This window comes from Providencia sp. PROV130 (assembly GCF_028482225.1).
Lineage (GTDB): Bacteria > Pseudomonadota > Gammaproteobacteria > Enterobacterales > Enterobacteriaceae > Providencia > Providencia rettgeri.
Map to the genome: position 1 here is coordinate 12,305 of NZ_JAMPQC010000028.1, position 13,019 is coordinate 25,323.

Genomic DNA, 13,019 nt, shown 5'->3' on the forward strand with positions numbered 1-13,019 from the left:
TCGGAGGAGAACCAAAGCTCTCATCACGACCTTTCATGATTACCACGACATGACGGCAAATTTTTAGCAGTACCAGGGAAACTTTTTGACTAGCGCTCGAGGCAAGACCTGACAGCTCGGAAAGACGGGCAACAAATTAGAAACGTAAAGATAAACACTAAGGTGATATTTTTACTCAGAATTACCGACCAAAGCTACGAAGCAAGACCAGACCTGACGGCTCGGAAAGACGAGCACCTAATTTAAGACGTAAAAAAACCCACCGAAGTGGGTTCCTTTACCCCAGTAACCGACCAAAGTTACTGAGATTGTGAACGCAGTGACTAGTGTGCGTTCGAGGCAAGACCAACGCCAACCGGCGCTGACCAAGACCAAATTATAGAAGATCGCGCATAAAAGCACAATAGCCTTAATTATCGAGACAAGACCAACCAAGGAGCTGCTATGAAAGCACAACCTAAAGCCCTAAGTGTTACGCTTTATATCCACGCACAAAAGCAATTTGACGGATCATACAAATACCGCCCTTATCCATTCAAATATGATATTGAATCTGGTTTAGGCTTTGTCATTGCTGAGCATACTATCGACATTCCCTTTACTGCCCCGTCAAACACTGAGCTAGTTCAATTAGAGATTGACTCACTCAAAGCTGAGCAAAGCAAAATTCTTGCTGATGCGCAGGTGAAATCAAGCTTACTGGAAGACCAGATCCAAATGCTTCTCTGCTTAGAGGGCAAGCCTATTTCTAAAATTGATGAAGAAATCCCTTATTAACGGTGAATATGATGGATGCTGTTAACTTAGCTATTGATGCGGTACTAGATGCCGAGCTATCAGTCATTGAGCATAAAAATAACTGTGATTTTAGCTCTGGTACTCAACATATTTCTATTATCGGTGGCAAACGACAAGTTGAATATTACCCATCAACTGGTACTGCTTATTCAAACCCAGTAAAGGGAAAGTATAAACAAACCACCATTAAACAAGCTGGAATAAAACGAGCTATCAAGCTCGCCAAGTCTGGAAAATAAGAGGCATGACCAATGACAACATTTATCTGTGTATTTGAGCCTACGACCGAGGCTCGCACTAACAACGGTGCAGTACCGTTAACAATAGCTCTCAATGCTGCAAATGCTAAAATTGCTGCTGCAACTGCAATGATTAAGCTATCTGAGGTTTTCCCTGATTCTATGGATAACTTCAACGTTGATGAACCTATCATTTGTGAAGACGCGGTTGGTTCCCCCCGCCCTGCACTCGATCAGTTCGATGAAAAATTTGCTGTTGAAAATGAGTTTGACGGTGAGAAATGGCAACCAGTTAAGTATAAAGAATTTAAAAAACTTGCTACTAAACCTCGCGTAGCTGCTTTGCTGATGTTTGGTAAAACTCAAATTACTGATAAGCAATACACTTTCACATTGAAGTATCTCAATGAAAGTACAGAGGACCCGAAAGTTCGTAATATTGCTACTGGCCTTGCTGAAATCACCAAAGTTTCATTGATGGATGCTGAAGCCACGATGGAAATTGCACAGGCGGTTTATGAGCATGCTGACGATAATGTCACCATCGAAGATGCTAAGGCGCTTGGTGAAAGTTGGTTAACCGAGGAACCTGAAGTTCCTCCCGTTGAGGACGAGCCTGTCCTTAAACGTGATTATGCCGCACTTGATCTCGAAATTGCCCTCGCACTCTTGGACATTAAACCAAGCGATGCAAAAAGTGCAGATATTCGTAAAGCAAAAGAACTCATCAGCACTGAAGATAAACCTTGGAAGCGCTTATCAATGGATTTGCGCACATTCCCTAGCGTTCTAGATATCCCTCGTGAAAACATATTTGCACTAGTGACCGAAGCAAGAGAGAAACCAGAGCTATTTGATGATGCTAATGCCCGTAAAGCGTTTATTGATTTAAAACTTGGTACCAATAGCCCTAAAGTAACCTCACTCGGTAGTGGTCGTTTTGCTGTTGATAATTTAGATGCTAAGCCGGCTAATGATGAAACAACAAAAGAAGAAGCTGAACCCGTTAAACCAGAAAAACAAAAACGCTCGAGCAAGAAAAAAGATTCGCCGGCTAAAACAGAAAAAGAGCCAGTGAAGGAGATTGTTGTAGAAACCGAACAAGCTCAAGCGCCTGTTGTCAACCATCCAGTTGAGCCGGTAGTTGAGATTGCCAATGTTCAACAAGATGATTTTGAACAACGCGCAACTGTACTCGAGGAGGTTTTAGGGAATCATAACGACAACCTTAGCATTTGGAAGCGCGTACAACGCACTGACACTCGATTTACAAAACCAATTGAGGGAATGGGCTTTATAGGTACTAGTATCAACGGAACCTATATGATCATGCGTGCAACAGAGATCTTTGGTCCTATTGGTTCTGGCTGGAACTATGAAGTTATTGAAGAGAAATTAATAGACGGTAAACCCCTTACTGAACCAGTTCTTGATGAACGCAATAAACAAGTGGCAACACGGTTTCTACGAAACGGGGATGGTTCATTATTTTGTGAAAAAAATCATTCCGTAAAAATCAAATTCTGGTACATAACGCCAAATGGCACACGCGCAGAATTTGAAAGCTATGGCGCCACACCATACCTATATCAAACACAATATGGCCTTAAAACTGATGGTGAGGTGATTAAAAAATCTCTCACTGATGCAATCAAAAAAGCCTTATCTATGCTTGGATTTAGTTCTGATGTGTTCATGGGTATGCATGATAACCCTGAATATGTTGCCAGCAATAAACTTGAGTATGAAATTAAAGCCGCAACAGATAGTGCTGAAGATGTGACACGTATTCGTAAAGAGCTAGATGAGAAATTCACTAAGCACACCGAAACCATGCGCAGCGCTGTCACACAGAGTGAATTGCGCGGTATCGCATCAACCCTTACCCGTGAAATTGCAACGCATGCAAAATTAGCCAAAGAACGTGGCGACAGTGAATATGAAAAGTATTTAAACGGCCGTCTACGTCGATTAAAAGAAATTGAAAATGAGTGTTTAGACCAACTTACACAAAAAGAAGAGGCAATCTAATGACCAAGACAACTGCTATTGCAATGGCTGCTGACTACAGCAAATTACAATTACTCGTCGAAAATGGAGAATTTACCGCTGAAGATATCGCCGACACACTAGAGGGCATTGAAGGTGAGTTAGGCGATAAACTTGACGCAATCATGCTTTACGCTCGTAATTTGGAAGGACAAGCAAAAACATTAGATGAAGAATCTAAACGTTTGGCCGACCGTAAAAAATCATTCGAAAACCAAGTTAAAAACCTGAAAAAATACGCATTAGATTGTTTATTAACATCGGGCTTGGACAAACTTAAAACTACGAAAAATACATTCACAGCTCGTGCTGGCGTGGTTCGGGTCATTATTGATAATGAAGATGCTCTCCCTAACGAATTAGTTGATGTTAAAACTATTACTGCACCTGATAAAAAACGCATTAAAGAAGCAATTGAAAACGGCGTTGAAGTTCCTGGTGCTCACTTAGAAATTGGTGACCGTTCATTAATGGTTCGTTAATGACATTAGCGCCCTGTAAATGGGCGCATTATCAGGAGATATTTTTATGGCCATGAAATTAGAAGTCATTATTACTCACGATGAAACTAACAATAAATGTAGCGTTGAGTGGTCTGTTGATACAACCGAACACACCACCAGCCAAGAAGAAAAAACGTTATCGATGGTAAAAAAAGCAGTTTTACTGCAGCTGGGCTATCCTCCTTCTGTAGCAATTATTCACTAATGTGACATGTCACGGGCGATTAATTATGAAAAACAATTTAGAGGATTTACATAACCACCTATTCATGCAACTTGAAAGACTTTCAGATGAAAGCATTAAGGGGGATGAACTCAAAGAGGAAATAGGCCGAGCGAAAGCAATGTCCGCAATTGCATCTCAAATCGTCAGTAATGGTCAATTGGCAATTAATGTTAAACGTATGGCCCGCGCAGGATACATAAGAGATGCACCAAAGTATTTAGAGGTTAAAGAATGAAGCGCTTTTCCTATACTAATGATATGTGCGATTGGATGCGTAAAAACTATTTATTACCACTAGACCAACTCACAATTAGTTTCAATGAAAGTTTTGGCACATCACGATCAAAGGATGCAATAAACGGGCTACGCAAACGACTGAAATTAAAAACAGGCCGTTCCGGAGCATTCACTAAAGGCCACATTCCTGCAAATAAAGGGAAAAAAGGGTTAAAGGGTGCTAACGCAGGATCATTCAAAAAGAACAATATACCTCATAATTACCAACCTATTGGTACCGAGGTTATTACTACTGATGGATACATAAAAGTCAAAATCGGACACCCTAGAAAATGGAAACACAAACATATTCTAGTATGGGAGGAACATAACGGCCCTGTTCCAAAAGGACATGTCATTAAATTCATCGATTGCAATCCACTGAATTGCAGCATTGATAATTTAATGGCTATTACAAGATCAGAACACGGGGTTATTAATCGTTTTTTCTCAGGTGCTCCCCCTGAATATAAAGATGCAGTCTTACAATTGGCCAGAATAAAGATTGCAATTAGAAGTATAGAAACTAAGAGGCAAGACCAATGCTAAGACATTTTCATAGTAACCAACGACCCACTGTTAAATTAACTATGCCTGATGGCTCTGTAGGTTTTATAACAACAGCTGACCGCTGCTATGTCATTTATGACCTACCTAAAAACATCAAGATTGAGCCAGTAAAAGAGCCTCAACCTAAAGGGGAAGCATCATGATATATGCTTTGTTTTTGTTAATTTGTAGTGGTGCTGATTGTTTGTATAAACCATACGGCTATACATATCCCGATGAGCAAAATTGTTTAATGGATAAAGACGCCCTAACTCAACGAGGTATTTTGTCTGAATGCTATCCCATCGAAGCGATTATTCGGGCCAATAATTGATTAAGCATAATCAGTTTTATTTTATATTTATTATTAGCATGGTGGTTTATTCAAAACCAATGAGTAACCACCATGAAAGAACCACAATTAATCCCTTGGGTACCAGGGGAACAATTATTAACTGATTTCGATATTAAATTAGGCCGGTTAGCTGCCAGTGTAAAAAACAGACCATGCACTGAAGCTGAAATAAAACATGCTTGTAATACTGCAGATAAAATTATTTTATCTATGATGAGGCAAGACCAGAATGAGAAAAAATATCACAGGAGGCTATGATGTCTCGAATGATTAAGCTAGAGGCATGGGCGCAATTAGAATTTGGCGATAGTGCCCCAACCCAGCAAGTCTTAATTAAATACGCCAAAGCCAACATGATGATCCCCCCTGCTTTAAAGGTTGGCAAACGCTGGATGATTGATCGTGATTCAAGGTACGTAGGTTTAGTTTCTAAACCTCAATTACCAACACAGGCAAATGAAAAATTAATAAGGATTTTATCAGATGGCAGCAAGACCACGTTCTCATAAAATCACCATTCCAAATCTATACCGAAAATTAGATAAGCGAAATGGAAAAACATACTGGCAGTACAAACATCCCTTAACTGGGGTATTTCACAGCCTCGGTACAGATGCCGATGAAGCAGCTCTTGTTGCATCACAGGCAAACACAATTATTGCAGAACAACAAACAAAACAAATTTTAAGCATTAATGATCGCCTATCAAATATCAAAAATAAAAAAGTAGGGATCAGCGTTTCTAATTGGGTAGATAAGTACTTAGAAATACAACAAGAGCGCGTTGACCTCGGTGAATTAAAGCTTAATTCATACAAGCAAAAAATTAAGCCTGTTAATTTGTTTAAACAACACTGTGGATTATTTTCACTTAAAGACATCACAGCGTTGGAAATAGCAAAAATAACTGATTCAGTTAAAGCATTAGGTCATGATCGAATGGCTCAAGTAGTACGTATGGTTTTAATCGACGTATTTAAGGAAGCGCAACATGCAGGCCACGTTCCTCCTGGTTATAACCCAGCTCTTGCAACAAAACAGCCTCGTAATAGAGTTAAACGTGAACGCCTAACGTTCGAAGAATGGAAAGTTATTTACGAACAAGCCGAAAACCACCCACCTTACTTACAGTGCGGTATGTTGCTGGCTATTGTCACTGGTCAGCGTATCGGTGATATAGCCAAAATGAAATTTTCAGATATTTGGGATGATATGTTGCATATAGAGCAAGAAAAGACAGGTTCTAAATTAGCCATTCCTCTGTCGATTAAGTGTGACGCGATTGATATGACACTTAAACAAGTCATTTCAAAATGTCGTGATGCCGTTCTTAGCCAATATCTCGTGCACTATCGCCATACGACCTCTCAAGCACAGCGAGGTGAGCAAGTTACAGCAAACACATTAACCACAACCTTTAAAAAAGCGAGAGATAAATGCGGGTTAACATGGCCGGAAAGATCGGCACCTTCATTTCATGAACAGCGTTCTTTATCGGAAAGACTCTATCGAGAGCAAGGGATCAATACTCAGAAGCTCCTTGGTCATAAATCACAGAAAATGACCGACAAATATAATGATGACCGAGGCAAAGAATGGCAGATCATCGCTATTTAAATAGCCTACTTTTCGAACCGTTTTGGGGAAGAGTTTTGGGGGAGTTTTGGGGAAGATTTTAATTGTACAAAAAACAAACGGGAACTATTAAGCTCCCGTTATTAATCACATCACGTAATAAATTACATGTGTTTAATGATTGCGTCACCAAATTCGCTACATTTCAGTAATTTAGCGCCTTCTAATTGACGTTCGAAGTCATACGTTACAGTCTTAGCTTCTATTGCGCCTTCCATACCTTTAACGATTAGGTCAGCAGCTTCAGTCCAGCCCATATGGCGCAGCATCATCTCAGCAGAAAGGATAATAGAGCCAGGGTTAACTTTATCTTGGCCTGCATATTTTGGTGCAGTACCATGCGTTGCTTCGAACAAGGCGCACTCAGAACCAATATTTGCACCTGGAGCGATACCAATACCACCAACTTGCGCTGCTAATGCATCAGAAATGTAGTCACCATTTAGGTTCATACAAGCGATAACATCGTATTCTGCTGGACGTAACAGGATTTGTTGTAAGAAAGCATCTGCGATAACATCTTTAACGATAATATCTTTGCCAGTTTTAGGGTTTTTAATTTTAACCCATGGGCCGCCATCTAATAATTCGCCGCCAAATTCCTCTTGTGCTAATTGGTATCCCCAATCTTTAAATGCACCTTCAGTGAATTTCATAATGTTACCTTTATGAACTAAAGTCACTGAATCACGGCCATTATCAATAGCATATTCAATAGCAGCACGAACTAAACGTTTTGTGCCTTCTTCTGAACAAGGCTTGATACCAATACCACAGTCTTGTGGGAAACGGATTTTAGTCACACCCATTTCATCTTTCAGGAATTTAATAACTTTATCTGCTTCTGCACTACCCGCTTTCCACTCAATACCCGCATAGATATCTTCAGAGTTTTCACGGAAAATAACCATATCAGTCAGTTCAGGTTGTTTAACTGGGCTTGGAGTGCCTTTGTAGTAGCGAACAGGACGTAAACAGATATACAGGTCAAGTTGTTGACGCAATGCAACGTTCAGAGAACGAATACCACCACCAACAGGAGTTGTTAAAGGGCCTTTAATTGAAACACGGTAATCACGGATTAAATCGAGAGTTTCTTCTGGTAACCAAACATCTTTACCATAAATTTGTGTAGATTTTTCACCGGTGTAAACTTCCATCCAAGAAATTTTGCGCTCACCGTTGTAGGCTTTTTTCACTGCCGCATCAACCACTTTCAACATTGCTGGTGTGACATCGATACCAATGCCGTCACCTTCGATAAAAGGGATAATTGGGTTGTTCGGAACGTTTAGTTTGCCTTTTGCATCAATGGTAATTTTAGCGCCTTCTGCCGGAACTACTACTTTGCTTTCCATTAACCTCTCCTTTCACTTGCGTATTTTGCTTGTTAATTTTTTGTAAGAGACGTGTCAATACTACTTCAATCTGCGTCGAACGCCAATGATTACTCATCTAAGCTTCAATGCCGATCGCATTTAACGTACTGTTTTACCTTGTAAGTTAATCGAATATCTATTTATAAACACTGTTAAATCAATAAATTAATTTAAGCATTCCATTATTAGAAATAAATCAAACTGCGATGAAAAGTTGTCAACGACTCATTTGAGCGAACGACACAACTTTTGTTAAAATACTTCCCTAACAAAAAATAATATTAGCAAGTTAACTCAAATTAAAAATACGTTTTGCTCACACTATCACCATCCAAACAAATTCATATGTACTTATTTTTAAATGGAAAATTGTTTTTATTGATTTAAATGTTTTTAAAGTTGTTAATTAAATATTACATCGCCATGAAAAATCCGTTCTAGGATCAAACCGTTAAATCTCCTACACTAGATGGAATAAATCGCCGTAAATTAAAACTCATAAATTCTCATTGAATGACCATGAACAGACCGAACAAAAAATCAGTTGCGAAGAAAAATCGTTACTCGCCCCCCCCTACTACTTTAAAGCATAGGACTAAACGGGTTTCGGGGCATTCGCAAGCATCAACTAAAATCATCTTATTTAACAAGCCATTTGATGTTCTTCCTCAATTTACTGATGAACAAGGTCGCGATACACTAAAAAAATATATTCCAATCAATGATGTATACGCCGCTGGACGTCTTGATAGAGACAGTGAAGGGCTATTAATATTAACCAATGATGGAAAACTACAGGCACGTTTAACTCAACCACAGAAAAAAACAGGGAAAATATACTATGCTCAGGTAGAAGGTATTCCCGATGAAGACGCACTACTAAAATTTCGGCGGGGGTTAACATTAAATGATGGTCCAACACTCCCTGCGGGAGTCGAGTTAGTTGGCGAACCAGAATGGCTATGGCAAAGAACCCCGCCAATACGGGAACGCAAAAATATCCCGACTAGCTGGTTAAAAATCACATTATATGAAGGACGTAATCGGCAAGTCCGTCGTATGACGGCAAATATAGGTTTCCCAACACTTAGGCTAATTCGTTATCAAATTGGTGAATTTAATTTGGGAAATCTTTCAGTTGGCGAATGGAAGGAGGTAACTGTTGTTTAAACCCAATGTGACTGTAGCAACTGTCGTGCATGCACAAGGCAAATTTTTAGTCGTGGAAGAGTGGATAAATGACAAACCCACTTGGAATCAACCTGCTGGGCATTTAGAAGCTGATGAGACTATTTTGCAAGCCGCTGAACGCGAATTATTAGAAGAAACGGGAATCAAAGCAACACCCACACAATTAATTAAGATTCATCAATGGATTGCCCCAGATAAAACCCAGTTTATCCGCTTTTTATTTGCCGTAGAACTTGAATCCATTTGTGAGACACAGCCACAAGACAGTGATATTAGCGACTGTCATTGGCTGACTGCCCAAGAAATTCTAAACAGCAACTGTCTGCGTTCGCCATTAGTGGCGGAAAGTCTGCGCTGTTTTCTCACAGGAAAGCATTATCCTCTCGATATTTTAACCGCTTACGGCGATCATTATCTTTAAGCACTCAACTTCTGCTTGGTGAAGATTTCACCAAGCAATAATATTCCCTGCTAACTCTGGTGTAATGCGGGAACAACATGCTAAAGTATGGGGCTTGATTTTTCCGCAGTGAGATATTTCCATGTCAAATAATAGTACCATGTCAGATAACAGCCAAAAAAAAGTCATCGTCGGGATGTCCGGTGGTGTTGACTCCTCTGTATCCGCTTATTTGCTACAGCAACAAGGGTATCAGGTTGCTGGTCTGTTTATGAAGAACTGGGAAGAAGATGACGACACAGAATATTGTTCAGCTGCTACTGACCTTGCCGATGCACAAGCTGTGTGTGACAAATTGGGTATTGAACTTCATACCATTAATTTCGCTGCTGAATATTGGGACAATGTTTTCGAACATTTCTTAACTGAATACAAAGCAGGCCGCACACCGAACCCAGATATTCTCTGCAACAAAGAAATCAAGTTTAAAGCTTTCTTAGAATTTGCAGCTGAAGATTTAGGCGCAGATTACATTGCTACTGGTCACTATGTGCGCCGCCGTGATGTCAATGGTAAAAGCCAATTATTACGTGGTTTAGATAACAACAAAGACCAAAGCTATTTTTTATATACTCTGAGCCACGAACAAGTAGCTAAAAGCCTTTTCCCAGTTGGTGAACTCGAAAAGCCAGAAGTACGCCGTATTGCAGAAGAAATTGGCTTAGTTACTGCAAAGAAAAAAGACTCCACGGGGATCTGTTTCATTGGTGAGCGTAAGTTTCGCGACTTTTTAGGCCGCTACTTACCCGCTCAACCGGGCCCTATCGTCACTGTTGATGGCGAAACAATTGGTCAGCATGAAGGTTTGATGTACCACACTTTAGGACAACGAAAAGGTCTCGGCATCGGTGGTACAAAAGAAGGCTCCGAAGAACCTTGGTATGTTGTCGATAAAGACGTCGAAAACAACATCCTTATCGTAGCTCAAGGCCATGAACACCCTCGTTTAATGTCTGTTGGGTTAATTGCCCAGCAATTACATTGGGTTGACCGAAAAACCATGACTGAGCCACTACGTTGCGTAGTAAAAACACGTTATCGTCAAGCGGATATCCCTTGTACGATTACCCCACTAAGTGATGATCGCATTGAAGTTACTTTTGACTACCCAGTCGCGGCTGTCACTCCAGGTCAATCCGCTGTATTTTATATCGATGAAGTTTGTCTCGGTGGCGGTATTATTGAAGCCCGTATTCAGGAGTAAATGTGGCAAAAAACTATTATGACATTACGCTTGCTTTAGCGGGTATCTGCCAAGCAAGCGCGATGGTTCAAAAACTCGCACATGAAGGTGTTTGTCTTGAGAAAGACACTGAAACCATGGTCAATAGCCTCACCAATATGAATCCAAAATCCACTTTGGATGTATTTGGTAATGATGCCGAAAATTTAAAGACGGGTCTCAGTGCCATGCTAGGTATGCTGACTGGCGGTAACAGTGGTTTATCCGCTGAAATGACGCGATATATGTTAAGTATTATGACACTTGAACGTCGCCTCAATAAAAATCAAGAAGCGATGAACCAGTTAGGCCAACGTATTGAACAATTTGAGCGCCAAGCGGGTTATTTTGAGCCACTTTCTGAAGGTGTATTTAACGCACTAGCGGGTATTTATGTAGATGTAGTCAGCCCAGCTGGACCGCGAATTCAAGTCACTGGTTCCCCTGACATCCTAAAGAATACACTCGTTCAAGCAAAAGTTAGAGCCACCTTGCTCGCAGGTATTCGCTGTGCAGTGCTTTGGCAACAAGTTGGTGGAAGTCGTATCCAACTCATGTTCTCTCGCAATCGTCTGGCTAATCAGGCGAAAGATATTTTGTCTCACCTTTAAATCTGGAGTTGCTACCAATGGAATTATCCTCACTGACCGCTGTATCCCCGATTGACGGCCGTTACGGTGATAAAGTCAGCACGTTACGCACTATTTTTAGTGAGTTTGGTTTACTGAAATTTCGCGTACAAGTTGAAGTTCGCTGGCTACAAAAACTGGCTGCAACCGCTCAAATCAAAGAAGTTCCTGCATTTGACGCTGACGCAATCGCTTACTTGGATGAAATTGTCGCGAACTTCTGTGAAAAAGACGCAATGCGTATCAAAGAAATTGAACGCACAACTAACCATGATGTGAAAGCTGTAGAATACTTCCTAAAAGAAAAGGTAGCGGACATCCCTGCTCTTCATGCAGTTTCTGAATTTATTCACTTTGCTTGTACTTCAGAAGATATCAATAACCTCTCTCACGCATTAATGCTGAAAACCGCTCGTGAAGAAGTTTTGCTGCCACAATGGCGTCAAATAATTGATAAAATCAAAACAATGGCTCATGAGTATCGCAATTTACCGTTACTGTCACGTACACACGGCCAACCTGCAACTCCGTCCACCATTGGTAAAGAGTTTGCGAACGTTGCTTATCGTTTAGAGCGCCAATTCCGCCAGCTACAACAAGTTGAAATTTTAGGTAAAATCAATGGCGCAGTCGGTAACTATAATGCACATATGGTCGCTTATCCTGAAGTTAACTGGCACGAATTCAGCGAAACCTTCGTCACATCGTTAGGCATTCAATGGAACCCATTCACTACGCAAATTGAACCTCATGACTATATTGCTGAGTTATTTGATTGCGTCGCTCGCTTTAATACTATCGTGTTAGACTTTGACCGTGATATTTGGGGCTACATCGCATTAAATCACTTCAAACAAAAAACAATCGCAGGTGAAATTGGTTCCTCGACCATGCCACACAAAGTCAACCCGATTGATTTCGAAAACTCTGAAGGTAATTTAGGCTTAGCCAATGCTGTCTTAGGTCATTTAGCTAGCAAGCTCCCTGTTTCTCGCTGGCAGCGTGACTTAACTGACTCGACAGTATTACGTAATCTCGGTGTCGGCTTAGGTTATGCATTGATTGCTTATCAATCAACCATGAAAGGTTTGAATAAATTAGAAGTGAATGAACAACATTTACTGGATGAATTAGACCAAAACTGGGAAGTATTAGCAGAGCCAATTCAAACTGTAATGCGCCGTTATGGTATTGAAAAACCGTACGAAAAACTCAAAGAATTGACCCGAGGTAAACGTGTTACCGCTGAAGGTATGAAACAATTTATTGATAGTTTAGACCTGCCAGAGCACGAAAAAGCACGTTTGAAGGAAATGACGCCTGCTAACTACATCGGTTACGCTGTCACGTTTATTGACGAGCTAAAATAGCTTTCATGCTTTCAAATTAGGCGACTTATAAGTCGCCTTTTTTATTTCATTTTTTTACTTTTTAGTGATGCTTATATCACACCTAGAAGTCAGTTCTTACTTTAATATATGGTTATTTTATTAATTGTCTAATCGACT

Annotated in this window: 18 protein-coding genes; 17 read left to right on the top strand and 1 reads right to left on the bottom strand. The window is 40.4% G+C overall.

The window, feature by feature from the left end; translation table 11 throughout:
• Positions 1–444: 444 nt before the first annotated feature.
• From PSF28_RS18380 to PSF28_RS18435, 12 genes are all read left to right on the top strand, one after another.
• Positions 445–777, top strand: coding sequence for a hypothetical protein (locus PSF28_RS18380; protein ID WP_272685457.1), 333 nt, complete (start codon positions 445–447; stop codon positions 775–777).
• A gap of 11 nt (positions 778–788) precedes the next feature.
• A complete protein-coding gene (locus PSF28_RS18385) occupies positions 789–1,037 on the top strand; it encodes a hypothetical protein (protein ID WP_231405912.1) in 249 nt (82 codons plus the stop codon).
• A 12-nt stretch (positions 1,038–1,049) separates the two neighbouring features.
• Positions 1,050–3,068 (top strand): hypothetical protein, encoded by a 2,019-nt coding sequence (locus PSF28_RS18390; RefSeq protein WP_272685458.1) that lies wholly within the window; start codon positions 1,050–1,052, stop codon positions 3,066–3,068.
• A complete protein-coding gene (locus tag PSF28_RS18395) occupies positions 3,068–3,568 on the top strand; it encodes a siphovirus Gp157 family protein (protein ID WP_272685459.1) in 501 nt (166 codons plus the stop codon). The genes PSF28_RS18390 and PSF28_RS18395 overlap by 1 nt, the downstream gene beginning before the upstream one ends.
• Before the next feature lie 46 nt (positions 3,569–3,614).
• Positions 3,615–3,794 (top strand): hypothetical protein, encoded by a 180-nt coding sequence (locus PSF28_RS18400; RefSeq protein WP_105881088.1) that lies wholly within the window; start codon positions 3,615–3,617, stop codon positions 3,792–3,794.
• Positions 3,795–3,819: 25 nt separating this feature from the next.
• Positions 3,820–4,050 carry a hypothetical protein gene (locus PSF28_RS18405; protein ID WP_226693444.1) on the top strand — a complete coding sequence of 77 codons (231 nt, stop codon included), beginning with the start codon at positions 3,820–3,822 and terminating at the stop codon, positions 4,048–4,050.
• On the top strand, positions 4,047–4,640 hold the full coding sequence (locus tag PSF28_RS18410; RefSeq protein ID WP_272685460.1) for an HNH endonuclease signature motif containing protein: 594 nt from the start codon (positions 4,047–4,049) through the stop codon (positions 4,638–4,640). The genes PSF28_RS18405 and PSF28_RS18410 overlap by 4 nt, the downstream gene beginning before the upstream one ends.
• Positions 4,634–4,804, top strand: coding sequence for a hypothetical protein (locus PSF28_RS18415; RefSeq protein WP_192575037.1), 171 nt, complete (start codon positions 4,634–4,636; stop codon positions 4,802–4,804). The genes PSF28_RS18410 and PSF28_RS18415 overlap by 7 nt, the downstream gene beginning before the upstream one ends.
• Complete coding sequence (locus tag PSF28_RS18420) at positions 4,801–4,974, top strand: hypothetical protein (RefSeq protein WP_272685461.1); 174 nt, start codon at positions 4,801–4,803, stop codon at positions 4,972–4,974. The genes PSF28_RS18415 and PSF28_RS18420 overlap by 4 nt, the downstream gene beginning before the upstream one ends.
• A gap of 72 nt (positions 4,975–5,046) precedes the next feature.
• Positions 5,047–5,253, top strand: a complete 207-nt coding sequence (locus tag PSF28_RS18425; RefSeq protein ID WP_195697290.1) for a hypothetical protein — start codon at positions 5,047–5,049, stop codon at positions 5,251–5,253.
• Positions 5,253–5,504, top strand: coding sequence for an excisionase (locus tag PSF28_RS18430; protein ID WP_181468559.1), 252 nt, complete (start codon positions 5,253–5,255; stop codon positions 5,502–5,504). Before PSF28_RS18425 ends, PSF28_RS18430 begins: the two co-directional genes overlap by 1 nt.
• Positions 5,479–6,612 (top strand): phage integrase Arm DNA-binding domain-containing protein, encoded by a 1,134-nt coding sequence (locus tag PSF28_RS18435; protein WP_140178369.1) that lies wholly within the window; start codon positions 5,479–5,481, stop codon positions 6,610–6,612. Before PSF28_RS18430 ends, PSF28_RS18435 begins: the two co-directional genes overlap by 26 nt.
• A gap of 122 nt (positions 6,613–6,734) precedes the next feature.
• On the opposite strand, the gene icd is transcribed toward PSF28_RS18435, so the two are convergent.
• On the bottom strand, positions 6,735–7,988 hold the full coding sequence (gene icd / locus PSF28_RS18440) for an NADP-dependent isocitrate dehydrogenase (protein ID WP_004911741.1): 1,254 nt from the start codon (positions 7,986–7,988) through the stop codon (positions 6,735–6,737).
• Positions 7,989–8,528: 540 nt separating this feature from the next.
• Between icd and rluE the strand changes: the two genes are divergently transcribed.
• The 5 genes from rluE to purB all read left to right on the top strand — a co-directional run bounded on the left by rluE (position 8,529) and on the right by purB (position 12,881).
• On the top strand, positions 8,529–9,179 hold the full coding sequence (gene rluE / locus PSF28_RS18445; RefSeq protein WP_336298606.1) for a 23S rRNA pseudouridine(2457) synthase RluE: 651 nt from the start codon (positions 8,529–8,531) through the stop codon (positions 9,177–9,179).
• The gene (locus PSF28_RS18450) at positions 9,172–9,621 is read left to right on the top strand and encodes an NUDIX hydrolase (RefSeq protein ID WP_210837753.1); all 450 of its coding nucleotides are present in this window, start codon (positions 9,172–9,174) and stop codon (positions 9,619–9,621) included. The genes rluE and PSF28_RS18450 overlap by 8 nt, the downstream gene beginning before the upstream one ends.
• A gap of 139 nt (positions 9,622–9,760) precedes the next feature.
• Positions 9,761–10,864, top strand: coding sequence for a tRNA 2-thiouridine(34) synthase MnmA (mnmA, locus tag PSF28_RS18455; RefSeq protein ID WP_210837781.1), 1,104 nt, complete (start codon positions 9,761–9,763; stop codon positions 10,862–10,864).
• A gap of 2 nt (positions 10,865–10,866) precedes the next feature.
• Positions 10,867–11,493 carry a high frequency lysogenization protein HflD gene (gene hflD, locus PSF28_RS18460; RefSeq protein ID WP_004911750.1) on the top strand — a complete coding sequence of 209 codons (627 nt, stop codon included), beginning with the start codon at positions 10,867–10,869 and terminating at the stop codon, positions 11,491–11,493.
• Between the two features lie 17 nt (positions 11,494–11,510).
• The gene (gene purB / locus PSF28_RS18465) at positions 11,511–12,881 is read left to right on the top strand and encodes an adenylosuccinate lyase (RefSeq protein ID WP_004911751.1); all 1,371 of its coding nucleotides are present in this window, start codon (positions 11,511–11,513) and stop codon (positions 12,879–12,881) included.
• The last annotated feature ends 138 nt before the right edge of the window (positions 12,882–13,019 follow it).